At 53.3% G+C, this 23,785-nt stretch carries 22 protein-coding genes and 1 tRNA gene; 6 read left to right on the top strand and 17 right to left on the bottom strand.

Going from position 1 to position 23,785, the window contains the following annotated elements:
* Positions 1 to 52 precede the first annotated feature (52 nt).
* The gene (gene dinB, locus M467_RS23980; RefSeq protein ID WP_021066720.1) at positions 53 to 1,141 is read left to right on the top strand and encodes a DNA polymerase IV; all 1,089 of its coding nucleotides are present in this window, start codon (positions 53 to 55) and stop codon (positions 1,139 to 1,141) included.
* Positions 1,142 to 1,184: 43 nt separating this feature from the next.
* Positions 1,185 to 1,403 (top strand): YhzD family protein, encoded by a 219-nt coding sequence (locus M467_RS23985; RefSeq protein WP_021066721.1) that lies wholly within the window; start codon positions 1,185 to 1,187, stop codon positions 1,401 to 1,403.
* Positions 1,404 to 1,435: 32 nt separating this feature from the next.
* Here M467_RS23985 and M467_RS23990 read toward each other — a convergent pair whose 3' ends face one another.
* From M467_RS23990 to M467_RS24005, 4 genes are all read right to left on the bottom strand, one after another.
* Positions 1,436 to 1,909, bottom strand: a complete 474-nt coding sequence (locus M467_RS23990; protein ID WP_021066722.1) for a hypothetical protein — start codon at positions 1,907 to 1,909, stop codon at positions 1,436 to 1,438.
* 62 nt (positions 1,910 to 1,971) lie between these two features.
* Entirely contained in the window at positions 1,972 to 3,747 is a 1,776-nt protein-coding gene (locus M467_RS23995) for an SLC13 family permease (protein WP_021066723.1), read from the bottom strand.
* Between the two features lie 130 nt (positions 3,748 to 3,877).
* Entirely contained in the window at positions 3,878 to 4,249 is a 372-nt protein-coding gene (locus M467_RS24000) for a YlbF/YmcA family competence regulator (RefSeq protein WP_021066724.1), read from the bottom strand.
* A gap of 35 nt (positions 4,250 to 4,284) precedes the next feature.
* Positions 4,285 to 5,376: a DUF445 domain-containing protein gene (locus M467_RS24005; RefSeq protein WP_052013677.1), complete on the bottom strand. Its 1,092-nt coding sequence runs from the start codon at positions 5,374 to 5,376 to the stop codon at positions 4,285 to 4,287.
* A 76-nt stretch (positions 5,377 to 5,452) separates the two neighbouring features.
* Here M467_RS24005 and M467_RS24010 point away from each other — a divergent pair, with 76 nt between their 5' ends.
* Together M467_RS24010 and M467_RS24015 are read left to right on the top strand one after the other, a co-directional pair.
* On the top strand, positions 5,453 to 6,304 hold the full coding sequence (locus M467_RS24010; RefSeq protein WP_031200098.1) for a PucR family transcriptional regulator: 852 nt from the start codon (positions 5,453 to 5,455) through the stop codon (positions 6,302 to 6,304).
* 103 nt (positions 6,305 to 6,407) lie between these two features.
* Positions 6,408 to 7,508, top strand: coding sequence for an ABC transporter ATP-binding protein (locus tag M467_RS24015; protein WP_021066727.1), 1,101 nt, complete (start codon positions 6,408 to 6,410; stop codon positions 7,506 to 7,508).
* A gap of 46 nt (positions 7,509 to 7,554) precedes the next feature.
* Here M467_RS24015 and M467_RS24020 read toward each other — a convergent pair whose 3' ends face one another.
* The 3 genes from M467_RS24020 to M467_RS24030 all read right to left on the bottom strand — a co-directional run bounded on the left by M467_RS24020 (position 7,555) and on the right by M467_RS24030 (position 10,813).
* Positions 7,555 to 8,205 carry an amino acid ABC transporter permease gene (locus M467_RS24020; RefSeq protein ID WP_021066728.1) on the bottom strand — a complete coding sequence of 217 codons (651 nt, stop codon included), beginning with the start codon at positions 8,203 to 8,205 and terminating at the stop codon, positions 7,555 to 7,557.
* On the bottom strand, positions 8,202 to 8,960 hold the full coding sequence (locus tag M467_RS24025; RefSeq protein ID WP_021066729.1) for a transporter substrate-binding domain-containing protein: 759 nt from the start codon (positions 8,958 to 8,960) through the stop codon (positions 8,202 to 8,204). The genes M467_RS24020 and M467_RS24025 overlap by 4 nt, the downstream gene beginning before the upstream one ends.
* Positions 8,961 to 9,085: 125 nt before the next feature.
* Positions 9,086 to 10,813: a phospho-sugar mutase gene (locus tag M467_RS24030; RefSeq protein WP_021066730.1), complete on the bottom strand. Its 1,728-nt coding sequence runs from the start codon at positions 10,811 to 10,813 to the stop codon at positions 9,086 to 9,088.
* A 99-nt stretch (positions 10,814 to 10,912) separates the two neighbouring features.
* Here M467_RS24030 and M467_RS24035 point away from each other — a divergent pair, with 99 nt between their 5' ends.
* Positions 10,913 to 11,731 carry a sulfurtransferase gene (locus tag M467_RS24035; RefSeq protein WP_031200099.1) on the top strand — a complete coding sequence of 273 codons (819 nt, stop codon included), beginning with the start codon at positions 10,913 to 10,915 and terminating at the stop codon, positions 11,729 to 11,731.
* Between the two features lie 13 nt (positions 11,732 to 11,744).
* Here M467_RS24035 and M467_RS24040 read toward each other — a convergent pair whose 3' ends face one another.
* Genes M467_RS24040 through M467_RS24055 form a run of 4 tightly spaced genes read right to left on the bottom strand, consistent with a single transcriptional unit; the run spans position 11,745 to position 17,939 of the window.
* Positions 11,745 to 14,177 (bottom strand): glycogen/starch/alpha-glucan phosphorylase, encoded by a 2,433-nt coding sequence (locus M467_RS24040; RefSeq protein WP_021066732.1) that lies wholly within the window; start codon positions 14,175 to 14,177, stop codon positions 11,745 to 11,747.
* Between the two features lie 22 nt (positions 14,178 to 14,199).
* On the bottom strand, positions 14,200 to 15,639 hold the full coding sequence (gene glgA, locus M467_RS24045; protein ID WP_021066733.1) for a glycogen synthase GlgA: 1,440 nt from the start codon (positions 15,637 to 15,639) through the stop codon (positions 14,200 to 14,202).
* Positions 15,640 to 15,649: 10 nt separating this feature from the next.
* Positions 15,650 to 16,750, bottom strand: coding sequence for a glucose-1-phosphate adenylyltransferase subunit GlgD (gene glgD, locus M467_RS24050; RefSeq protein ID WP_021066734.1), 1,101 nt, complete (start codon positions 16,748 to 16,750; stop codon positions 15,650 to 15,652).
* Between the two features lie 34 nt (positions 16,751 to 16,784).
* Positions 16,785 to 17,939, bottom strand: a complete 1,155-nt coding sequence (locus M467_RS24055; protein ID WP_021066735.1) for a glucose-1-phosphate adenylyltransferase — start codon at positions 17,937 to 17,939, stop codon at positions 16,785 to 16,787.
* Positions 17,940 to 18,091: 152 nt separating this feature from the next.
* On the opposite strand from M467_RS24055, the gene M467_RS24060 reads away from it, so the two are divergent.
* The gene (locus M467_RS24060; protein WP_034797186.1) at positions 18,092 to 19,879 is read left to right on the top strand and encodes a transglycosylase domain-containing protein; all 1,788 of its coding nucleotides are present in this window, start codon (positions 18,092 to 18,094) and stop codon (positions 19,877 to 19,879) included.
* 30 nt (positions 19,880 to 19,909) lie between these two features.
* Here M467_RS24060 and M467_RS24065 read toward each other — a convergent pair whose 3' ends face one another.
* From M467_RS24065 to M467_RS24090, 6 genes are all read right to left on the bottom strand, one after another.
* A complete protein-coding gene (locus M467_RS24065) occupies positions 19,910 to 20,800 on the bottom strand; it encodes a hypothetical protein (RefSeq protein WP_021066737.1) in 891 nt (296 codons plus the stop codon).
* On the bottom strand, positions 20,797 to 21,354 hold the full coding sequence (locus M467_RS24070) for a DUF5366 family protein (protein WP_021066738.1): 558 nt from the start codon (positions 21,352 to 21,354) through the stop codon (positions 20,797 to 20,799). The genes M467_RS24065 and M467_RS24070 overlap by 4 nt, the downstream gene beginning before the upstream one ends.
* Before the next feature lie 225 nt (positions 21,355 to 21,579).
* Positions 21,580 to 22,053 carry a tRNA (uridine(34)/cytosine(34)/5-carboxymethylaminomethyluridine(34)-2'-O)-methyltransferase TrmL gene (trmL, locus tag M467_RS24075; RefSeq protein WP_021066740.1) on the bottom strand — a complete coding sequence of 158 codons (474 nt, stop codon included), beginning with the start codon at positions 22,051 to 22,053 and terminating at the stop codon, positions 21,580 to 21,582.
* A 10-nt stretch (positions 22,054 to 22,063) separates the two neighbouring features.
* Positions 22,064 to 22,507 carry a methylated-DNA--[protein]-cysteine S-methyltransferase gene (locus M467_RS24080; protein WP_021066741.1) on the bottom strand — a complete coding sequence of 148 codons (444 nt, stop codon included), beginning with the start codon at positions 22,505 to 22,507 and terminating at the stop codon, positions 22,064 to 22,066.
* A complete protein-coding gene (queG, locus tag M467_RS24085) occupies positions 22,488 to 23,636 on the bottom strand; it encodes a tRNA epoxyqueuosine(34) reductase QueG (RefSeq protein WP_031200100.1) in 1,149 nt (382 codons plus the stop codon). Before queG ends, M467_RS24080 begins: the two co-directional genes overlap by 20 nt.
* Positions 23,637 to 23,714: 78 nt before the next feature.
* Positions 23,715 to 23,785: transfer RNA gene (locus M467_RS24090), tRNA-Gly, on the bottom strand.

Genomic DNA, 23,785 nt, shown 5'->3' on the forward strand with positions numbered 1-23,785 from the left:
AACAAAAGTTCGGTATACTGAAAGGAGCAGCTGCCATAGAAAGGTGATGTACATGGAACGATTGATTATCCACGTTGATATGGACGCGTTTTACGCTTCGGTCGAACAGCGGGACCGTCCTGATTTACGTGATAAGCCTGTCATCGTCGGTGGCGCCCCCCACAGCCGTGGTGTGGTCGCCACCTGTTCGTATGAGGCGAGAAAATACGGGGTGCACAGCGCCATGTCGTCACGGCGTGCGTTTGCGCTCTGTCCTCAGGCGACGTTCGTCAAACCGCGCTTTCACGTTTATCGGCACGTCAGCCAACAAGTGATGGCGATTTTCAAGTCTATCACGCCGCTCGTCGAACCGCTCTCGCTCGACGAGGCCTATTTGGATGTGACCGAGAACACACTCATGAGCACGTCCGGCCCTTATATCGCGCGCTATATCCTCGGGGAAATCAAACGCCGGACGGGACTGACGGCCTCGGCCGGAGTCGCCCCGTCGAAGTTCGTGGCCAAGATCGCCTCAGGATTCAACAAACCGAACGGACTGACGGTCGTCGAAGCAGCCGATGTCGAGTCGTTCCTCGCCCCGCTCCCGATCACGACGATGCACGGGGTCGGCAAAGTGACGGCCCAAACGCTGTTCAAGCACGGCTACCATACGATTGCCGATTTACAGCGTGCGCAACCTGAACAACTGAAGGCCATTTTCGGATTCGACCGCGGGAGCCAACTATATGAACTCGCGTCCGGTCGTGATAACCGTCCCGTCGTCCCGACGCGGGAACGAAAATCGATTGGCTCCGAGACGACGTTCGCGTTCGACCTCGATGACCCGGAAGAAGTGTATGAACGGGTCGTCCCGGAAATCGAAGACGTGCTCCATCAACTCGACCGACGCGAACTCAGTTGCCAGACGGTGACGATTAAAATCAAGACGAGCGAGTTCCAGGCCCGGAGCCACCAAATCAAACTGAACCATCCGACGCACGACCACGACGAGATTAAACGGCTCGCCCGCCGCCTGTTCGACGAGATGGCGATCACTGAACCGGTCCGCTTGATCGGGATGACGGTGTCCGATTTGATCCCCCGTACTGAGACGGCGCGTCAGCTCACGTTCGAGGAGCTGACGAAACCTTCGCTTGAATAATGAATGGTCATTCAGTACAATGGAAGCAAAGGGGGGCGAACGGATGGAACAGTATACGATCACAGCGTTCGAGAACGACGGCACGGTCGTCTTGAACGATTCATTTACTGCGGCAAGCGATGACGAGGCGAAAACGAAAGGGCTCACGTTGCTTGAGGAAGCCGGGCACCTCCATAAAGGGGCCCGCATCGCACGTCGCGGCCAACTGATCTACTTCGAGCGCTGTAAACTGCCAGGAAAACTGAAAGGCACGGCCTCATAACAGAAGCGCCTCGGGAATCCCGAGGCGCTTGTTCATTCACTATATTTGGCTTCCCACTCGCTGCGCCACTCCATGTAATCGGGATGCAGCTCTTCCGCCGTCTTGCCGTCTAGCGAGTACGCACTGCCGACGAGCGGCTCGGCCGAATCCGGGAACGACGTCCCGCCGATGATTTCACCGTCCACCATCATCACAAAGACGTTCGCCTGACCAAGTGGATGGTTGCGGACAATAAAATGCTCTTGCCGAATATCGCGTCCGATATAGGCATCCGGAGGCGTCGTCTGCACCTCCCACGTACTGCGCGTCGGCAACTCAAGCAAATCCGCCTTCTCAAAGCTTAACGTTCGATCCCCTTCATAAGAGACGACGTCATAGCCTTGCTCCTCTAAGTACGCCTTGGCCACTTTGGCATCCGCCTCGAGCGTCGGTGCCGGCTGTTCGCTCTCATTCGAGCAGGCTGCAAGCAGCAGGGCACATACAATGATTCCGATTCGTTTCCACATCGTTTCTCCACCTCATTATTTAGCATTTTTTTACATATTAGGCAGATAAATCAACATGTCCTTCAAAACGGAAAGATGAGTAAGATCGTGAAAATCGCAATGACCGCTGTCACTACTTGCAACGGCAAGCCGACTTTGACGAAATCAAAGAAACGGTAGCCGCCGATTCCGAACACCATCGCATTCGTCGGCGAACCGAACGGGGTCATGAACGCGAGCGATGCCGCAATCGCGACGGCGACGACGAACGGGACGGGGCTCACTTGAAGCGCCATGGCGAGCGATACGGCGAGCGGTGCGAACAAGACGGCCGTCGCCGTATTCGAGATGATTTGACTGAGCGCCATCGTCGCGAGGAAGATGGCGACGAGCACCCAGACCGGTCCGTCTTGACCGAACGAGTCGCTGATCCACGTGACGAGCCAGGCCATAATCCCGGCATTGTCGAGTGCTTGACCGACGGGAATCATCGCGGCAATCAATAACAACGATGACCACTGAATCGAGTCATAGGCGACATCCATATGCCGCACGGCTCCGGTGAGCACCATGGCCAGTGCTGCGAGCCATACCGCCACGGTCGGGTCGACCCACTCGAAGACGAGGAGCGTGACCATCATGAGCATGATGAGACCCGCTGCCAGCTGATGACGCTCGGACACGGCCCGGTTCGCGACATCGGTCACCCGCTCATTGGCGAGCAACAGGGACGTCTCGTCCCCAGCTCGTTCTAAGTCACCCCACTCCCCTTGCGCGACGAGCATATCTCCGCGCTCGAGCGGAACGTCTTTCAATCGTGTGATGGCAATCTCTTCGTTCGGACGGATGACTTGAAGCACATTCAACCGATATTCGTTGCGCAAGTGACTATCCGATAAACAACGACCGACGAGCGGGCTATCCGTTGGGATGGTGAAGACGGCTACGCCGGCCGCTTTCCCGTAGACGGCCTTCAAGTCGACGTGTTCCACCGTCACCCCTTCCCTTCCGGCAATTCGCCGGACATCCGCCTCTGCTCCGCTGACATACACTTGACCTTCAGTGAGACGCGTATCCGCACGCGCCGTGACAAAGCGGTGCGTCATGCCTTTTTGTTGTTCGCCGACGACGATTAGACCGTCTCGTGACCAATTGACGTCGCGGAGCGTCCGCCCGATTAAAGGGTGCCCTTTCGAAAGGGATAAGGCGAATAGGCTCACGTGCGGCACCGCCAAGCGTGGCATCGTCGCAGCGCGCACATCGCTCGTACCGAGCAGCCGATTGCCGATGACGTAGAAATAGAACAGCCCGACGACTGCCATGACGAGCCCAATCGGTAAGAGCGCGAAAAAACCGAGCGTGCCAGCGGACGTGTTCCGTAACGTCTCAGCCGCCACCAGGTTCGGCGGCGTCCCGATCAGCGTCATCGTTCCGCCGATACTCGAGAAGAACGCGAGCGGCATCAACAGTTTGGCAGGACTCGTCCTCATCTGTCTCGACATGGCGAGTACGACTGGAATCAATAAGGCGACCGTCCCTGTATTCGACATGAGACTCGACAACAAGGTCACCGTGACCATCAAAACGAGAAAAAGACACACCTCACTCCCTTTTGCGAACGGGATAAGCGCAGCACCTAACCGTTCGGCCAAACCTGTGTGAAATAGGCCGGCCCCCACAATGAACAGTCCGGCGATCATGAGCACGACCGAATTCGAAAAACCGGCCATTGCTTCAACCGGCGTCAATTGATTCGTCAAGACGAGCAACAAGAGACCGATGAGCGCAACCAAGTCGGCTCGGAGCCAGCCTCCAATAAACCCGATAATCATGATCGTTAAAATCACCAAGGTGACCATCACGTCCACCCTTCCTTGTGAAAGTTTCTACAAGCTTACTATACCACGCATCATGTAAGCGTTATCATAAGGTGGGTGACAATCTTGGCAACAAAAAAACGGATGGCTCGATTGCCATCCGTATCTCGTCTTATTGAACTTCGTGATCATTGACCATCGGAGCGTAAAGCTCTTCAAGTGGCTTCATGATAATTTTCGTCACTTCTGTGACGAGTTGATGCATGCGTTGCTCTTCTTGCATGAGCTCCATGATCAATTCGTTCTGTTGAACGCCCATCATTTTCGTTTGCGCGTCCATCATCTCTTGTTCAGAGATTTCTTCGCCTTGCATCTGCTTCTGTTGAAGCGTCATTTGGATGTCACGGAAGTCAGCGAATAACTGGTTCGCTTCTGCATCCGCATTGACACGGTCGTATAGTGAAGAGAGATTTGTGAACTCCTCAGAATCGCGAAGTGCTTTTTCCAATTGGTAAGCATGATCGTACAAGTTTGTTTGTGACATGTGACGTCCTCCTAAATACTATTAGGGCGTGCCTCTTAAATGATGGCAATCAACCCTTGAATCAACCCAATCATACCACCTAACAAGGCGCCAAGCCATGTTATTGCCCGGAACTCTCGTTTCGAGATCGAGAGAACAATCTCTTCGAGGTACGATGTATCGAGCGAGCTCACCTGCTCTTGCACGATTTGGTCGATTTTGAGGCGGTCCATGACTGTCTCCATTTGATCCGTGAAGCGCGTGATGACGAGTCGTACTCCAGCCGGGACGAGCTCGTCGACGACGCGGTCTTCAATGTCCCGTGTGTACGAGTGGACCGTCCGATCGAGCAACTCCCCGACCGGCAAGCGCGAGACGACTTCCGTCGTCACACCGTCAATCAACCGTTCCTCTAGACGGTCGTCAAGCAACGTGTCGACCGACCGTTCGCTGAACCGTTCGAACTCACGTGTAATCATTTCCGCCATACCCGATCGCGTCGAGCCGCCGCGGAGGATATTGATAATCTCCGGTCGAATCATCTCGACAAAATTCAAGTTCTGGACGAAACCGGCGATGAATCCAAGCCGACGCTGGACGAACGAGTCGACCATGTGTCGAAGTTGGGCCTCACCCTCGACGGAATAGAAATACTCCTCCGACTTGACGAGCAAGGTATCGACAATCTCCGGAATGATGCCCCGGACGCGGTCCATGCCGTCTTCACCGAGAATCTCATACAGTTTACGCGTCTTCACATCTGCGAGGACGAGCCGGAGCTCTTGGCGGAGCTTCGTGTCCGCTTCTGCCAAGACACGAGTCTCGGCATCCGGATAAAGTGGTTCGATGAGCGATCGAATCGTCTGATCGGAGCGCAGCATCGTCCGCACCTCACCTTGGACGTAATACGTGATGTGGCCACCGACCTGTTCGTCGAGCAGGCGCTTGCGCATCCCTTCCGGGGTCAACAAGTGTTTGACGACGGTCTTACCGAGGCTCGTCGCCAACTCATCGCGCCGTTTCGGGATCAAGCCTGGCGTGAACGGGACGCGCATGTTCCCAATATATTTAGGATGATGGGGCCGGAATAACATTTTGATGGCGAGGAAGTTGGTCACTCCCCCGATTGTCGCACCGATGGCGATCATAATGAATACTTTGACTAGACTCTCCAAACTGTCTGCCTCCGATCTGAAATATGATACATTTGTTGAAGAGGTGATTGTGTTGACTACGATTGAACGAATTAAATCGATTTTCCCGATGGCTGTCCATCGGTCCGAAGAAGCGTCCAGTGACGTTCGCTGGTATCAAGCCCAGGACGGCACGGTATTCGGTCTCCCTAAACTGGAGCTGACGGAGCGTGAGCGACAGTTGCTTGAATGGTTCGCCACCCCACTCCTGACAAGACTCGACCCACGACAAGCCAAATGGCAGGACCGTCTACTCACCGATGCGTACCGGTTCGACCGGCCGTTCCGTCTCATGTCGCTCGTCCTGCATTATCAAGACCCTGAGGCACTCGAACAATTTTTAGACGTGTTAGCTGACTTTATGCCTGAAGCAGAGATTGTTCTCATGACCCGGTCTCACGTTGAAATCATTGAGACCGATCAGTTCGTCGAGCTGACCGAGTTCGAAGACGTCTTGCGGGCGATCGCGAGCGATTGTTACGTCGAGGCGCATGTCGTCTATAGCGCACGTCCGCTCGGTGACCTTGCGCCACTTTATCACCAGCATCAGGCGCTACTCCCACTCGCCAAGCTCTCTACTAAAGCTTACCCTGCTAGTCAATTATTATACCATTATTTACTACAACGCCATGAGACTTTTGATGTACGTCCCCGTCTGACGGCCCCTGTCGTCGCGTCACTCGATAAGACGACAATCGATTTATTGGAGGCGTTGTTCGCCAACTCGTTGAACGTATCGCACACGGCCAAGGCGTTATTCATGCATCGAAATACGCTCAACTATCGGCTCGATCGGCTCTACGAAGCGACCGGTTATGACGCTAGGCAGTTCTACGATGCCGGTCTGCTCCAATTGATTGTCACGTTGCACAAATCTGAGTAATCGTTTTTGTGCAACGTGTACATATTCGATGCAAGCGGTTTCATCGTATAATCAGTCTTGTAAGCGCTATTATACAAGAACAGATTCCCAGGAGGCTAACGACATGGCAGAAATTCAATTAAATCACATTGATAAAATATACGACGGTGGTGACTCGAAGGCAGTCAGCGATTTCAACTTGCACATCAAGGACCGCGAATTCATCGTCTTCGTCGGACCTTCAGGTTGTGGTAAATCGACGACGCTCCGTATGATCGCAGGACTCGAAGAAATCTCGAGCGGCGACTTCATCATCGACGGCAAGCGCATGAACGACGTCGCACCGAAAGACCGCGACATCGCCATGGTCTTCCAAAACTACGCACTTTACCCGCACATGAGTGTCTATGACAACATGGCGTTCGGTTTGAAACTTCGCAAGTTCCCGAAAGATGAAATCGACCGTCGCGTCCAAGATGCGGCCCGTATCCTCGGACTTGAAGAATACCTTCAACGTAAACCGAAAGCACTCTCTGGTGGTCAGCGTCAACGTGTCGCCATCGGCCGTGCCATTGTTCGTGATGCCAAAGTGTTCTTGATGGATGAGCCGCTCTCAAACTTGGATGCCAAGCTTCGCGTTCAAATGCGTAAAGAAATCATCCAGTTGCACAACCGTCTCGACACGACGACGATTTACGTTACCCATGACCAAACGGAAGCGATGACACTCGCGACTCGGATCGTCATCATGAAAGACGGAATCATCCAACAAGTCGGTTCGCCAAAAGAAGTATACGAAAACCCAGACAACATCTTCGTAGCCGGCTTCATCGGATCACCTTCGATGAACTTCTTCCGCGGTAAATTGGCTGATGGGAAGTTCCTCGTCGGCGGCGAAGAAATCAACGTCCCTGAAGGCAAAATGAAAGGTCTTCGTGACCGCGGTTACGTCGGCAAAGAACTCGTGCTCGGAATCCGTCCAGAATCGATTCACGATGAGCCAATCTACATCGACTCGCCAACTACGCACACGTTCCGCACGCACATCGACGTTGCCGAGCTCATGGGCGCTGAGTCGTACTTGTACGCTGAACTCGGTGGCCACCAGTTCACGGCACGGATCGATGGACGTTCGAACATCCACATGGGTGACGATGTCACACTCGCACTCGATATGACGAAAGCTCACTTCTTCGACACGGAGACAGAACTCGTCATCCGTTAATACAAAAATCCCTTCGATTGGTTGCAATCGAAGGGATTTCTTTGTGTTAGCGAATCGCATACCGACGTTCGAGACGATGCTGCCCCGCTTGGATGAGCGTCGACAAGATCCAATAGATCGATGCCGAGAACAACAGGAGCGGCATGACGAGATACGTCGTCGCGGCGATTTGGTCTGACACGTACGTCAACTCTTGGACGGCGATGACCGAACCGAGTGACGTCGATTTGATGATATCGATGACCGAGTTGGACACCGGTGGGATTGCACGCGATAGCGCCTGTGGGAAGATGATATCCTTGAAGCGCTTCGCACGCGGGATCCCAAGGGCGACACTCGCCTCGACTTGCCCGCGATCGACCGAATTGATGGCCGCGCGGAACGCTTCCGAGATATAGGCCGCAAAGTGAAGGCCTAACCCGAAAATGAGCGCCTGCATCCCGCTCAACTGGACGAAACCGGTCAGACCGACGTAGAGGATGAGGAGTTGCAAGAGGAGCGGTGTGCCTCGGAAGAACGAGATATACGTGCGCGTGAACAAACGAACGACTTTGACAGGGCTGCTGTGTAAGACAGCGATGATCAGACCGAGCACCAAGGCGAGGAGAATCGACAGGATACTGGCGATCAACGTCAATTGTACGGCTTCGATATAGGCCGAACGGTTCTCGATGACGGTCGTGATCAGTTCACTCATTGACTGATGTCCTCACCGAAGTACTTCTCACCGATCTCAGCCATCGTGCCGTCTTCTTGCATCTCAGCTAACGCGTCGTCCAACTTGTCGAGCACGTCTGAGTCTTGACGTGTCATGTAGCCCGCTTCACTCTTATTGAAGACGTCTCCGACCGCTTTCACGTCGTAACCTGTCTTCTCAAGCTCTGTCAAGATGAAGAGACGGTCGTTGAGTGCCGCATCGAGACGTCCGACTTGAAGGTCTTGGAGCACTTGGTTCGCGCCTTTGTAGAACTTCACTTCAGCACCGGCTTCTTCAGCGAGCTGCGCATAGACTGAACCTTGTGTCGAGCCGACGTCTTTGCCGTCGAGGTCATCGATGCCTTGAATGTCTTCGTTGTCCGAAGCGACGATGACTTGCGCACCTGATACCGCGTACGGAGTTGAGAACGCGTATTTCTCTTCACGTTCTGGGGTGATACTCATTTGGTTGGCAATCATGTCGATGCGTTCTGCGTCGAGGGCCGGTACGAGTCCTTTGAAGTCCATTGGCTCGTATTCGACCGTGTAACCGGCACGCTCGGCCGCTTCGTTCAATACGTCGATGTCATACCCTGTGATTTCACCTTTGTCTTTGTACGTGAATGGCGGGTACGTCGCTTCTGTCCCGACTGTGATGACGGCTTCTTCTGATCCGCTGTCTGTCTCTGTCCCGCAAGCCGCGAGCACCCCGAACGATGCTCCGATTGCAAGTACTGCTGTTAATGATTTTTTCATGGTAATTTCCGCCTTCCTGATAATCCGTATATGATTACATGGTTATGAACAATACACTCATCATACTGAGGGGGGCATATCTTGTCAAACAAAAGACACCACCCTCGTCAGGGCGGTGTCGTCGATTAATCGATTGCTTTCGCTTGCTTCATGACATCGCGTTCAATCGCTTCCCGTTTCACTGTCGTTTTCTCCGCGCTATCGGCGTGGACACTGAAATAGAATTTGATTTTCGGTTCGGTCCCAGACGGACGCAGGCAGAACCATGAGCCGTCCTCGAAGATGAATTTGAGTACGTTCGACGATGGCAACTCGATCGCTTCCGTCTCGCCTTGCTGCAAGTTTTTCGCGACTTGTTGCTTGTAATCCTCGAAGCGGACGACTTCGTAGCCGCCGACTTCTTGTGGCGGATTGGCGCGGAACGCCTCCATCATTCGACCGATTTGTTCGAGACCGGCCTTTCCTTTCAACGTCATCGATTGGAGCGACTCCTCGTAGAAGCCATACTTCTCATAGACGGCTTGGAGGGCATCGTACAACGTGCGCCCGTGCTGTTTATGGAAAGCCGCCATCTCGGCGCCGAGCAAGCACGCCTGGACGGCATCTTTGTCACGGCAGAAGTCTCCAATCAAATAACCGTAGCTCTCTTCGTAACCGAATAAGAACTGGTACTGGCCCGACTCTTCATACTGCTTGATTTTCTCGCCGATGAATTTGAAACCGGTGAGCGTGTTCTCGAGGTGGACCCCATACGCCTTGGCGATGGCCGCTCCGAGTTCCGATGTGACGATCGTCTTCGCGACGAAGCCGTTCGTCGGAAGCGTCCCCGTCTCCACTTTTTGAGACAAAATGTAATCCATGAGAAGCGCCCCGGTCTGGTTCCCCGTCAAGACGAACCATTCGCCATTGCGGTCACGGACCGTGAAGCCGACACGGTCGGCGTCCGGATCCGTCGCCATGAGCAAGTCGGCCCCGACGCGGTCGCCGTACTGCATCGCGAGCTCGAAGGCAGCTCGTTCTTCCGGGTTCGGATAACTGACCGTCGGGAATGCCCCGTCCGGCTCAGCTTGTTCGTCGACGATGGTGACGTGTTCGAACCCATATGCTTTCAATCCTTCCATGACCGGGCGACGTCCCGTCCCATGAAGTGGTGAATAGACGATTTTGAGCGGATCGCCTTGGACGTCCGTATGAATCCGAATCGATTGGAGAGCTTCCATGTATGCCGCATCGACCGACGCATCGACCGTGACGAGTATGCCCTCGGACCGAAGCGGCGCCTCATCTTTGACGTCAATCTTCAATTCATCTTCGATGGCATTGACGTACGAGACGAGCTCATCAGCTTCGGCCGGTGGCAATTGTCCACCGTCGGCGCCATACACTTTGAAGCCGTTATATTCCGGCGGGTTGTGGCTCGCCGTGATGACGATGCCGCCGAAGGCGTTCAAATGACGGACGGCGAATGACAACTCTGGCGTCGCCCGCAAACTCGGGAACAAGTATGTCTTAATCCCGTTCGAAGCGAGTGTGCGTGCCGCCTCGAGCGCAAACTCTGGCGAGAAGTGACGTGAGTCGTGGGCGATGACGACGCCGTGACGTTTCGCTTCTTCCCCTGACGCGGCGATAAAATCGGCAAAGCCTTGCGATGCCTTACGGATTGTATAGATGTTCATTCGGTTTGCCCCTGGACCGATTTCACCGCGCATACCGCCCGTCCCGAATTCGAGCGTCTTATAGAAGGCATCCTCGAGTGATGTCTCGTCTTGCTCGAGCACCTCGAGTTCGGCGCGCAAATGCGGCTCGAGCGCCTCGTGTTGTTTCCATCGGTCATATGTCTGTTGCCATCTCATGGTCAGTTCCCCTTTCGACATTCAAAAATTCAATCGAAGTACTCGCCAATTTGTTCCATCTTGTATACGATGGGAGTAACGAAACTTCGAGGTGATACTATGTTTCCAACTATGCGTGCCCAAGAATTGAAACACATCGTCCATACGGACTCGATCCGCTTCATTGATTGCCGCTATTCATTAAACGACGCCTCATACGGAAAGTATGCGTATCGACAAGGACATCTGCCGAACGCCGTCTTCCTTGATTTGATGGAAGACTTGTCCGGACCGTTGTCCGAGCACGGCGGACGCCATCCGCTGCCGTCTAAACAGGCATGGACCGAAACGCTCCGCCGCATCGGGATTCAACGCGATGACTTGGTCATCATCTACGACGACGGCTTCCCGTTCGCCGCTCGTGCGTGGTGGTTATTCAAGTGGGCCGGCCATGAGCGCGTCATCGTGCTCGAAGGCGGCATCCAATCCGGCATCACTTACTGCGGGGAGACGACGACAGACGTCCCGTCCTATCCCGTTTCCGACTATACACCCGTCTTCCAAGACAAGATGATCGCGACGATTGAAGACGTGCGCGCCGCCACCGTCACTGGTGGGTTATACGATTCAAGAACGGCCGACCGTTACGACGGCAGCCATGAACCGATTGACCGCAAGCCCGGGCATATCCCGAACGCCGTGCTCTGTCCCTATACCGAGGCCGTCACCGACTTAGGGACGCTTCAAGACTTCCACGATTTGAAAGAGCATTACGCCGACGTCCTCGATGTCCCGAATCCCATCTTTTATTGCGGGAGCGGGGTCACCGCCTGCGTCAACATTTTGGCGCTACACGCCCTCGGTAAAGACGATGTGCGTCTGTACCCCGGCTCTTACTCTGATTGGATTAGTTATCCAGAAAACAAGGTCCACCCGTAACGGGTGGATTTTTTTATTTGACGCTCGTCGGTTTAATGTTCCAAACGGCGTTCGCATATTCTGTGATCGTCCGGTCACTCGAGAAAATACCCGATTTGGCCGTATTGACGATCGAACTCTCGGCCCAGCGTGCCTTGTCGGCGAATACTTCATCGACACGACGCTGTGCCTGCATGTATGACGCGAAATCTTTCAAGACGAGGAAGTCGTCATTATAGACGAGAAGCGAATCAAAGATTGCTTGGAATTGATATTCCCCGACCTTGTCGAACGTCCCGTTGACGAGCGCGTCGACGACGTTGCGCACTTCCATGTTCGCATGGTAGATGTCGGCCGCATGGTAACCGCCGAACTTCTTATAGTTCATGACTTCTTGCGGCGTCAATCCGAAGATGAAGATGTGGTCGTCGCCGACCGCATCGCGAATCTCGATATTGGCCCCGTCGAGCGTCCCGATGGTGAGCGCTCCGTTCATCATGAACTTCATGTTGCCGGTACCTGACGCCTCATAGCTCGCTGTCGAGATTTGTTCACTCAAGTCCGAACCAGGGAAGATGCGCTCGGCCATCGAGACACGATAGTTCTCGAGGAAGACGACCTTGATGAAGCGGCTCGCCCGTTTGTCATTGTTGATCATCGAGGCGAGGGCGTTGATATAGCGAATGACTTCTTTGGCGTAATAATAACCTGGTGCCGCCTTCGCCCCGAAGATGAACGTCCGTGGGACCATCGTGAACGTTGGATCGGCTTGAATCTTTTGATAGAGCGCGTGAATGTGCATCGCGTCCATCAATTGACGTTTATAGGCGTGCAGCCGTTTGACTTGGACGTCAAAAATCGAGTCCGGATCGACGGCGATGCCCGTCTCAGCTTGGATATAGCCGGCTAGGTCAAGTTTGTTTTGTTGTTTCACGTTCATGACCTGCTCTTGGAAGCTCGCATCTTTTGAGACACCCATCAACTTCTCGAGGTCGTTCGGATGTTCGATCCATGACGTACCAATCGCATCCGTAATCAAATTCGAGAGGCGTGGGTTCGACTTGAGGAGCCAGCGTCGATGTGTGATGCCGTTCGTCTTGTTATTGAACCGGAGTGGGAACATCTCATACAAGTGACGCATTTCGCGTTGCTTCAAGATGTCCGTGTGAATCCGAGCGACCCCATTCGTCGAATGCGAGCCGACGACGGCAAGGTTCGCCATATTGATGTGTTCGTTCGACACGATCGCGATCTCGCCCATATGTGGCTCGAGATGCGGATAGTTGACGAGGACGTCTTTACAGAAGCGGCGATTGATTTCGGTGATGATTTGATAAATGCGCGGCAATAACCGTTCATACATCTCGACCGGCCACTTCTCAAGCGCCTCGGCGAGGAGCGTATGGTTCGTGAACGACATGACGCTCTTCGTCACACGCCACGCTTCGTCCCACCCGTAGCCGTGGTCGTCCATTAAAATCCGCATGAGTTCAGGGATGGCCACGACCGGATGCGTATCGTTAATATGGACTGCATAATGGTCGCCGAGGTGCTTCAAAGATTTATTATGACGTAAGTAAGACGCAATCATCGACTGGACGCCCGCCGAGACGAAGAAGTACTGTTGCTTCAAACGCAACACTTTTCCTTCGTACGTCGTGTCGTCCGGATACAGGAACTCAGAGATGGTCGCAATCGACTGCTTATACTTCAGCAAATCTTTATACGAACCTTTCGTCCGTTCCATATACTCCTCGTCATCAAACGGCGACTCGGCGTTCCAAAGTCGGAGCGTGTTGACGACGTCGTTCTTGTACCCGATGACCGGCATATCGTAAGGGACGGCTCGAACGACTTCGTCCGGATGATGGACGACCCGGAGCCGATCCCCGATTTGGCGCATCTCAATCCAGCCCCCGAAATTGACGTCGATGGCCCGGTCCGCTCGGCGCGTCTCCCACATGTTCCCGTCACGTAGCCAGTTGTCCGGCAACTCGACTTGATAGCCGTCGACGATTTTTTGTTTGAACAAGCCGTAACGATAGCGAATCCCGTTCCCGTGTCCCGGGAGACTGAGCGCTGCGAGCGAGTCGAGGAAGCAGGCTGCTAGGCGGCCGAGACCGCCGTTGCCGAGACCTGGTTCCGGCTCATATTCGGTGATATCGGTGAAGTTGAATCCGAGCTCCTCGAGTCCCTCTTGCACGACTTCAAGGACGTCCATACTGAGTAAATTGTTGTACAGAAAACGACCGAGCAAAAATTCAAGTGAGAAATAAATGACTTGTTTACTTTGTTTTTCTTCGTGCTTGTCGCGGGTGTTGATCCATTTCGGAATCGCCTGCTCGCGCACCATCGTTGCCAACGTTTGATACACTTCCTGCTCGGTCCCTTCATCAAACGACTTCCCGTTTAATGCGACAAATCTCTCTTGGAATGAAGTGACGAAGCTCTGTTTGTCTGTAAACATATGTGTGTAAAACTCCTTCCGGTCATGCAAATAGGTGATACAACTCACGGTATTGCTTCGCAGATTGTTTCCAGCTGAAGTCCGCGGTCATCGCTTGATGGACGAGCGCGTTCCAATTGTTGTCATCATAGAAGACACGAATCGATTTCTCGATCGTCGCGAGCATCTCGTGGGCGTTATAGTTCAAGAAACCAAAACCTGTGCCTTCTTGTGTGTATTCGTTATACGGTTTGACCGTATCGCGCAATCCGCCCGTCTCTCGTACGATTGGGAGCGTTCCGTAACGCATTGAGATGAGCTGGCTGAGACCGCACGGTTCGAAGCGGGACGGCATGAGGAATGCGTCCGATCCGGCATAAATCAAGTGTGCGAGTTCGATATCGAAACCGATATACGACCCGACCTTGCCAGGGTGTGACGCCGTCATGTGATGGACGATGCCTTCATATTCCGGTTGACCCGACCCGAGGAACACGAACTGACAGTCCAAGTTCCCGAGCTCTTCACTCACCGCTTCAATCAAATCGAGGCCTTTTTGTTCCACGAGTCGACTGACGAAACCGATCAACATGACATCGTCACGCACCTCGAGGCCGAACCGTTCTTGAAGCTCACGCTTGTTGACAAGCTTCCCTTCTTTGACCGTATCGAGGTTGTACGTCTGGGCGATGCGCTTGTCCGTGCTCGGATCATTCGTCGCCAAATCGAGGCCGTTCAAGATGCCTCGGACGTCGACAGACCGGTAACGGAGTGTCGCATCGAGCCCTTCTCCGTAATACGGTTCCATGATCTCATCGCGATACGACGGGCTGACCGTCGTAATTTGGTCAGAGTGGACGAGACCCGCCTTCATGTAGTTGACGAGACCGTTATGTTGAATCCCTTCCGCCGTGAAGTGTTCCGGACCGAACTGTAACAGCTCGCCGAGGACCGCTTCCGGGAAGATGCCTTGATATTGCAGGTTATGGATGGTAAAGACGGTACGAATGCGTTGATACGCCTCGATATGTTGATAATGGATCCGCAAGAAGGCTGGGACGACACCGGTCTGCCAATCATGACAGTGGAGCACGTCGGGCACGTCTTCCGCTTCGAGCTTGCCAATCATCTCGAGAACGGCACGAGAGAAGAATGCGAAGCGCTCGGCATCATCGTAATGGCCATAAAGCACGCCTTCCCGTTTGAAGTAATATTCGTTGTCGATAAAGTAGTATGTGATCCCATCACGTTCGAGCTTGAGGACGGCACCGAATTGCTTGCGCCATCCGACCGGGACGATCAGGTCGAACATGTATTCCATTTCATCTACGTACTCTTGAGCAATCGTGCCATACTTCGGCATGATGACACTCACTTCTTCACCAAGGCTAGACACCGCTTGAGGGAGCGAGCCGATGACATCGGCAAGCCCCCCCGTTTTCATGAACGGTGCCGCTTCTGAAGCGACATACCATATTTTCATAATATCCCCCTTACACCGTTGTCCGTTTTCCGATTACGATCGGTTCATCGACCGTACCACGAATGACTTGCCCTCGTTTGACGACCACTTCTTTATCTAAAATGGCGTTCTCGACGACAGCCCCTTCTTCGATGATCGATTTGGATAGAATGATTGAGTTTTTAACGCGGGCGTGTTCGCTGACGACGACACCGCGGAAGAGAATGCTGTTTTGAACTTCACCGCTGATTTTACAGCCGTTCGCGACGAGCGCCTCATTCACCTTCGACCCGTTCAAATAGCGTGTCGGTGGCTCATGTTTAATCTTCGTATAAATGTGTGGGAAGTCATAAATGATTCCCTCATGACGAAGTAAGCGCATACTCTCATTATAGTATGAAAGCACAGAGTGAATCACCTGCATTTTGCCAGTATAGTGATACCCGTGAACGTGGAGACGGTGAAGCTGCGGACGGATGACACCGTCGAGCAAGTCATACTCGCCTCTTGACGTCGCTTCATCGACGAGACGAAGGAACAGGTTTTTCGACATGACGATCGTCTCCGTATACGTATACTCATCGCTCGGGCTGTATCCGCGCTCACCGATGCCGACGACGCGATCGTTCTCGCCGAGACGGATCGGGCGGCAATAGCCACACTTCTGTTCATGGCCTGTATAGGCGAGCGTGATGTCCGCCCCCATCGATTTGTGATGCTCGAGCATGTCTTGGAAATCGATTGTCGTCAACACGTTCGAACCTGTGATGACCACATACGGTTGCTTGCTACGCACAAAATGTTCGCGGTGCATCGAGAAGTTGGCCAAATCGCCGAGGTACGCTTCTCCGTCAGGTTTGAGTGCCGGCGGGAAGATGTGCAGGCCGCCTTGTGAGCGGTCTAAATCCCATTCTTTCCCTGATCCCAAGTGGTCCATGAGTGAGCGGTATTTATCAAGTGTGAAAATACCCACTTGGTTGATGCCTTGAGTGATCATGTTCGTCAATGTAAAGTCAATTAGGCGATAACGCCCTGAGAACGGGACAGCCGCTAAATTGCGGTGCCCCGTGAATTCAGGAAATAAGCCCTCTTCGGTTCCTAGGTTGATGATCCCTAACAAATCATTCGTCAACAGTAACGCCTCCTTGCGTCGGTCTTTTTTTAAATCAAGCACGTTGTTTGAAGACTGTGCCGCTCTCGATATTTTCATGTGGTTCAATGACAACGATCTCACCACCCGGCTCGCCAACTGTCGCGCCGTCTTCAATAACGGCACAGCTCGCGACGATCGCTCGATGAATCGTTACGTCTTTTCCAATCCGTGCTCCCGGCATGATGACCGAGTCTTTGACGAGCGAGCCTTCACCGACACGAACATCGTAGAACAAGACCGAATGTTGGACCTCGCCCTCGATTTGGCAGCCTTCGTTAATAACCGACTGTTCGACACACGCATCTTTCCCGATGAATTGCGGTGTTTGGTTCGGGTTGACCGAATAGATTTTCCAGTTCGGATCGTAAAGGTCGAACGGTGGATCTTCTTCGAGCAAGTCCATGTTGGCTTCCCAAAGCGATTGAATCGTTCCAACGTCTTTCCAGTAGCCTTTGAATTTATAAGCGAACACGTCTAAGCCGTCGAGAAGCGTATTCGGAATGATGTTTTTCCCGAAGTCGAAACTTGATGTCTCGTCTTCCGCGTCTTGAATCAAATGCTCCCGAAGTACTTTCCAGTTGAAGATGTAAATCCCCATCGAGGCCAAGTTGCTCTTCGGCTTCTCTGGCTTCTCGTCGAACTCATTGATGCGAAGATCGTCGCTCGTATTCAAAATCCCAAAGCGTGGCGCCTCGTCCCATGGAACTTCCATGACTGAGATCGTGACATCGGCTTGTTTCTCTTTATGGAAATCGAGCATCTTCTCATAGTCCATCTTGTAAATGTGGTCCCCCGATAGGATCAACACGTACTCCGGATCGTAGTCGTCGATATAGCTCAAGTTCCGATAAATCGCATTGGCCGTACCTTCGTACCAGTTTTTTCCCGACTGAGCTTGGTATGGTGGTAAGATGGCCAAGCCTCCATTGCGGCGGTCCAAATCCCAGGCTGACCCGATGCCTAGGTAACGGTTCAATTCCAGTGGCTCATATTGTGTTAACACGCCCACCGTCGTGATTCCCGAATTGGTACAGTTCGATAATGGAAAATCGATGATCCGGTACTTCCCTCCAAAGTTGACAGCAGGTTTTGCCGTCTTCCGTGTGAGAGGCCCGAGTCGTTTCCCTTCTCCTCCTGCGAGGAGCATCGCAACCATTTCTTGCTTCATAGTACAGCCTCCTAAATTCATAATATAAACATCTATTACCCTCTTTCTCTACTTCCTAATGTATTCCTGCCCAAATTATTATATGATAACGTTTACATTTTGAATTTTTTTGAAAGATTGACGATATAATGTATGAAGAGAGAGGTGAGACGATGCGAGCGTGGATTGGGACACTATTTTTTGCTGGACTGTTAGCCGTCGGCGGGACGATCAGCGGAGCGTTAAAAGAAGAGATTGAGCAAGCGAAACAGATTATGACGTGGGGTGAAAAGACGGTCAACGCGACCCCGCTCGCGTCGAAACATGCCGTCACGTTGACGTACAAAGGCGGGACGGAACGGCTCTATTTGAACGGTCGACGCGATGACGTCTCTGTCGCGCGCTTTCCGGCCCACCTCCGTGAAGCCATCATGACCATCGAAGACCGCAAGTTTAACGCCCATCCGGGATATGACCTCGGCGGTATCGCTCGGGCTTTCATCAATAACGCCAATGAATCCTCGCGCCAAGGCGGCAGCACCATCACCCAACAGCTCGCCCGGAACGTCTATTTGACGCACGAGCGGACATATGAGCGCAAAGTGAAGGAATTATTGCTCGCCCGGGCGCTTGAAAAACAATATAGTAAAAAAGAAATTATGACAGCATACAGCAATGTCATCTTCTTCGGACATAACGTTTATGGGATTCAAGCAGCAGCCGAGACGTATTTCGCCCGCCCGCTCGAAGATTTGAACTGGAATCAAATCGCTTTCCTGTTAACCATCCCGAACAATCCATCTTTATATGATCCGCTCGATCCGTCAGAATCGTTCTATGAGCGCAAAGATCGAATCCTCACCCAGCTCCGTGATGCCGGCGTCATATCGAGACAAGCGTATGAAACGCATCATGGGGTGAAGCTGACGGCGACGTACCGTCAACACGTCGTCCGTTATCCCGATTATATGGATACGGTCATGAAAGAGGCGATTCGACTCGTCCGCTCACGTTATGATCTCGATGAAGAAGCAGCCAGAGACTACTTGGCGACCAATCAAGCGACAATCGAGACGCATCTGTCCGTCGCCCGGCAACAACAGGCGAAACAAGTCATGACAAAACTGCCGAACGGTTTGAACGGCGGCTACGCCGAGCTGACGCCGAACGGACGCATCATCGCCCTCGTCGATTCAGAGATGACCCAATCGGGTGAATTCAATCGGGCCACGCAAGCGTTCCGCCAACCTGGGTCGGCCATCAAACCTGTCCTCGTGTTCGCGCCCTATATAGAAGAGACCGGAGCGAAACTCGATACCATCCTCGACGGTCGGCCAGTCTGTTACGGGACGTATTGTCCGACGAACAGCGGAAATCGTATCCTCGGTGATGTATCGTTCCGCGATACGGTCGCGTATTCCTACAACACGCCGGCGCTCGCCGCCTTCACCGCGATCGATCAAGAGGCAGCGTATACGACGGCGGACATGATGTTCAGCCAGTGGGACGCTAAGACCGATAACAGTCTCGCCAGCGCACTCGGCGGTTTGACCCAAGGCGTGTCGCCCAAAGAGCTTGCCGCCGCCTATACCCCGTTTCTCAACCAAGGCGTGTACGTGTCCGGCCAGACGATTAAACAGATTCGCTTCGAGTCGGGCGCAGCTACAATCACGCCAAGCATGACGAAGCAAGCTGTCTGGTCGAAAGCGACCGTCGCGACGATGCGGGAGGCGTTGTCCGCTGTCACCACTTACGGGACGGGACGTTACGCCAACCAAATCAAAGGGCCTTATATCGGCGGGAAGACCGGTACGACGAACTCGCATAAAGACATGTGGTACGTCGGTTTGACCGATGAGTCAATCACGGCCATCTGGCTCGGCGCCGACACGCCGCGGCCGTTCCCGGAGCTCGCCAACCGGGCCTATCCTGCTATCGTTTGGACGGAAGCACATCGCTAAAAAGCCAGGGACATCGTTGTCCCTGGCTTTTTATGGTCGTCGATACGTCTGGCACGTGTAGTCCCCCCATGCCTCGAACAGTTCATGTTGTTGAATCAGTTTCCACGGATTGAACAGCGTCTGTCCGTTCTTGTTGAAGAAGAGTCCGGCGCCGATGCAGTATGTCGCGTGTTGGACACGCCCTGCCTCATCGACGAACGTGAGCACATCCCCTCGTTCGGTCAGTTCCGACTCGGTTCTCATGTAACCAGCCTGAACGAGCGTCTGGAGGAATGTGCCAGGATGAACCCATTGCGTCGCCATCCACTCCGCACCTGTCACTGCGAACAGCGTGGCCGCGAGGCAATTGCTGCCTGACGTGACCGGGAAGGTGTTGGCAAGGCGTCGCACATGGTCAGGGCAAGTATCGGGAATAGAACTCGCCGTCCACTCGTCCCAAGCTTTGGCGTACTCGAACGTCAGTTGACGACGCATCTCGTCTGGCATCACCTGAAAGGCTGACTGATGTAAGATGAGATACGGCACATCGTCTACCGTCACAATCGAAGTCGCCAACGAATCGATTTCCATGTCAGTCGCCGGGAAAACGAGCCCTCGTCCGACCGTGACTTGATAGGCAAGCAACTCGCGTCTCACTTCTGGCAATAATGTCGCGATCCAACCAGGCGGCGCATGCAAGACGACAACAGCCTCGCGGTCGATGGTCCAATACGTATAGGCGTTGGCCATGCGGATGTCCCGATAAGACGGATGCACGTCGAATTCTGCTCGTGGGATCATCAAGACGTTCGCATCCGCACCGAGTCGCGTCACGAGTCTCGCATCCGCCATGAATAAGTCCATCGGTGGCACCATCGAACCCATCCATGCCTGGACGACTTCTTCGGTCGGAATGAGGGGAATCGTCGCATTCACCGTCATAGGATGATGTCCCCGACCGAGTTAAACAAGCGTAGCATCGCCCAAGCGAGGCCGCTCAACAGGATGGCCCACATCATCGCTTGAATCAAGAGCAGACCGATTGCCCGAAACGTCGACATCAACTGACTGACTTGCCATATGTAGTAGAACAAATAGAGGACGAATGTGCCGAGCAATACCGCGATGACGGCAAGGAGCGAGTTCAGGAACAAGAAGCTGATTCCCGATCCGACTAAGAAAATCGTCGCCCCTGGCTTGAGACGATGGAGCGAGCTGCCGTTCGTCTCACGCGCGAAGAAGGCGAATCCGAGTTGATTGAACGTGTCGGCCACGAGCTTGAAGGCGCTGAACAGCATGAAGTAAATGGTAAAGAACACGACGAGCACGAGCACTTTTGACTCCTGTACGGACAACAGGGCGATAATCTCGCTGTAGACACCGACACGGGTCAGCCATTGAATCACATACTCGCTCGTGGCGATCGCAAGCGACATCGAGAACAGAATAATCCCAATCAACGGGGCATAGCTTAACAAGTACACGTTTGTTTTCATATCGGCTCCAATTTCACAAGAATTTCTCATATTCAGTGCAAATCTATTATCAAGTATATTATAATATTCGTAGTCACGGAGAACAAAAGGGGGATTTTCAGATGGGTTTGTTACTAATGGTCGGAATCAGCGTCGTCTTCCTCGCAGCTATCTTTACAGCTGGATACAACAGAAAACCTGAAGGTAATCAATAAGAGCCGAGATTCTCACGAATCCGGCTCTTTTTTATTTCAACCCAGCATATCCTTGTTGGCGGAGCGCCTCATAGACGATAATCGCCGCCGTGTTCGAGACGTTGAGCGATCGCACGAGGTTCGATTGCGGCAAGCGGATGCAACGGTCGAGGTTATTCTCGATCACTTCCATCGGCAACCCTTTCGTCTCGCGACCGAAGACGAAGAAATAGTCTTTGTCGACCGCAGACACGTCGAGGTCACTCGGGTACTGTTCCCCGTACTTCGTAATGTAAAAGAACTCTCCGTCCGGGTGCTTGGCCCACAGTTCGTCAAGCGAATCGTGATACCGCACGTCGACGAACTGCCAATAATCGAGCCCGGCTCGTTTGAGCATTTTATCGTCTGTCGAAAAACCTAACGGACGAATCAAATGAAGCACCGAATTCGTCGCAGCACATGTGCGCGAGACGTTACCTGTATTCGCCGGGATTTCTGGTTGGAACATTACTACATGGATTGCCATAATCTACTCCTCACTTCACTTGTTCGAGATCAAGTAATCGTTGTTTTTGATGAATACCGCCACCGAAACCGGTCAGTTGTCCTCCGCTACCGACGACCCGATGGCACGGGAAAATGACGGGCAACGGATTCCGGTTCAGTGCCTGGCCGACCGCACGAACCGCTTTTGGTCGTCCGATTTGTTCGGCGATTTGTTTGTACGTCCGCGTCTCTCCGAACGGGATTGTTAAGAGCGCGTCCCATACTTCTTGCTGAAAGACGGTCCCGTTCATCTCGATCCACTCGCGGTCAGACGGTTGAAGCCCGTCTTGTTCGACACGCTCGATCAGTTCGGTCAGCCAAGCTGGTGCCGAACCATCATCCGCTTCCGTCTCCGCAAAGTCTAACGCACATAGCTTTCCATTGGCGTTCAATTCATAGCCTAATGTTCCCCATTTAGATGACACGGTCTTCATGACTCCACTCCTCTCGGAATAATCGAATCTCTTCATGTACGAGCTCCGACGTCTCCGTCGACTCGATCTGTTGATAAATCGTCTCGGCTTCGGCTCCAAGAATCGCCCCGATTGCCCAGACCGCTGTCGCCCGCATGTCTTCGCGCTCATCCTGTTGGATGAAGTCTTCGAGCACCGGCACGGCTGACGGTTCCCGATAATGGGCCAACGCTAAAATCGCATTTCGCTGAATCGGTTTTTTCCCGCGCCATGCGCCAGACAGATGACCGAACTTTGCTTTGAACTCGCGATTGCTCATATTCAAGAGCGGGACGAGCAACGGTTTGACGATTTCCGCTTCCGGAATCAGTTCCTCATGATGACGCCAGTCCTTCTTCCGATTATACGGACAGACTTGTTGGCACGTGTCACAGCCGTATAGCCGTCCGCCGAGCTTCGAGCGGAACTCGCGTGGCATGAGCGTCTTCATTTGCGTCAAATAGGCGATGCAACGTTTTGCGTCGAGCACACCCGGTTCGATGAGCGCCGTCGTCGGACATGACGTCATGCATTTCGTACATTCTCCGCACCCGTCCTCAATCATCTCATCCGGTGGTAAGTATGTGTCCAGGATCATCTCGCCTAGATAGAGGTACGACCCCTTCTCGGGCGAAATGATGGAACAGTTCTTGCCGCTGAAGCCGATTCCGGCCCGTTCGGCCACCGCCCGATCGACAAGCTCTCCCGTATCGACCATCGAGCGTGTCCGGACGCCCGGGACGAGCTGTTCAATATACGCCTGCAATTGTTCGAGTCTCGAGCCAACAGCGCGATGGTAGTCGAGCCCCCACGATGCCCGGGCGAACAAACCGCGGCGCTCATCGGCCACACTACGCGGCGCGTCCTTCAATTTGCTCGGATACAAGATGGCGATTGCAATAATCGACTGCGCTTCTTCAAGTAACAGCGTCGGTGTCGTCCGTTTGTCCAAGTCAGGCTCCTCGAACCCCGAAGCGAATCCCTTTTCTTGCTGCTTCACGAGACGTTGCTTCATGACGATGAACGGGTCGGCCGTCGTCACTTTCAACTCGTCAATCCCAATCGTCGTCGCGTACGCCACAATCTTCTGTTTAAGTCTTTCCGGGCTCATCCCGTTCATCGAATCACCTCTTTCATGCCTATTTTCGCATACAAAAAATCTCCCCGCCAGTCGGCAGAGAGATGATGAAGCGGGTGAAGAGAATCGAACTCTCGTCATCAGCTTGGAAGGCTGAGGTTTTACCATTAAACTACACCCGC

It is taken from the genome of Exiguobacterium chiriqhucha RW-2, assembly GCF_000416965.1.
In the GTDB taxonomy this organism is placed as follows: domain Bacteria; phylum Bacillota; class Bacilli; order Exiguobacteriales; family Exiguobacteriaceae; genus Exiguobacterium; species Exiguobacterium chiriqhucha.

What these genes read in the sequence shown, in the direction of transcription:
- dinB (WP_021066720.1), top strand. Translation starts at nt 53, where the DNA reads ATGGAACGATTGATTATCCACGTTGATATGGACGCGTTTTACGCTTCG.
- M467_RS23985 (WP_021066721.1), top strand. Translation starts at nt 1,185, where the DNA reads ATGGAACAGTATACGATCACAGCGTTCGAGAACGACGGCACGGTCGTC.
- M467_RS23990 (WP_021066722.1), bottom strand. Translation starts at nt 1,909, where the DNA reads ATGTGGAAACGAATCGGAATCATTGTATGTGCCCTGCTGCTTGCAGCC.
- M467_RS23995 (WP_021066723.1), bottom strand. Translation starts at nt 3,747, where the DNA reads ATGGTCACCTTGGTGATTTTAACGATCATGATTATCGGGTTTATTGGA.
- M467_RS24000 (WP_021066724.1), bottom strand. Translation starts at nt 4,249, where the DNA reads ATGTCACAAACAAACTTGTACGATCATGCTTACCAATTGGAAAAAGCA.
- M467_RS24005 (WP_052013677.1), bottom strand. Translation starts at nt 5,376, where the DNA reads ATGATCGCCATCGGTGCGACAATCGGGGGAGTGACCAACTTCCTCGCC.
- M467_RS24015 (WP_021066727.1), top strand. Translation starts at nt 6,408, where the DNA reads ATGGCAGAAATTCAATTAAATCACATTGATAAAATATACGACGGTGGT.
- M467_RS24020 (WP_021066728.1), bottom strand. Translation starts at nt 8,205, where the DNA reads ATGAGTGAACTGATCACGACCGTCATCGAGAACCGTTCGGCCTATATC.
- M467_RS24025 (WP_021066729.1), bottom strand. Translation starts at nt 8,960, where the DNA reads ATGAAAAAATCATTAACAGCAGTACTTGCAATCGGAGCATCGTTCGGG.
- M467_RS24030 (WP_021066730.1), bottom strand. Translation starts at nt 10,813, where the DNA reads ATGAGATGGCAACAGACATATGACCGATGGAAACAACACGAGGCGCTC.
- M467_RS24035 (WP_031200099.1), top strand. Translation starts at nt 10,913, where the DNA reads ATGTTTCCAACTATGCGTGCCCAAGAATTGAAACACATCGTCCATACG.
- M467_RS24040 (WP_021066732.1), bottom strand. Translation starts at nt 14,177, where the DNA reads ATGTTTACAGACAAACAGAGCTTCGTCACTTCATTCCAAGAGAGATTT.
- glgA (WP_021066733.1), bottom strand. Translation starts at nt 15,639, where the DNA reads ATGAAAATATGGTATGTCGCTTCAGAAGCGGCACCGTTCATGAAAACG.
- M467_RS24055 (WP_021066735.1), bottom strand. Translation starts at nt 17,939, where the DNA reads ATGAAGCAAGAAATGGTTGCGATGCTCCTCGCAGGAGGAGAAGGGAAA.
- M467_RS24060 (WP_034797186.1), top strand. Translation starts at nt 18,092, where the DNA reads ATGCGAGCGTGGATTGGGACACTATTTTTTGCTGGACTGTTAGCCGTC.
- M467_RS24065 (WP_021066737.1), bottom strand. Translation starts at nt 20,800, where the DNA reads ATGACGGTGAATGCGACGATTCCCCTCATTCCGACCGAAGAAGTCGTC.
- M467_RS24070 (WP_021066738.1), bottom strand. Translation starts at nt 21,354, where the DNA reads ATGAAAACAAACGTGTACTTGTTAAGCTATGCCCCGTTGATTGGGATT.
- trmL (WP_021066740.1), bottom strand. Translation starts at nt 22,053, where the DNA reads ATGGCAATCCATGTAGTAATGTTCCAACCAGAAATCCCGGCGAATACA.
- M467_RS24080 (WP_021066741.1), bottom strand. Translation starts at nt 22,507, where the DNA reads ATGAAGACCGTGTCATCTAAATGGGGAACATTAGGCTATGAATTGAAC.
- queG (WP_031200100.1), bottom strand. Translation starts at nt 23,636, where the DNA reads ATGAGCCCGGAAAGACTTAAACAGAAGATTGTGGCGTACGCGACGACG.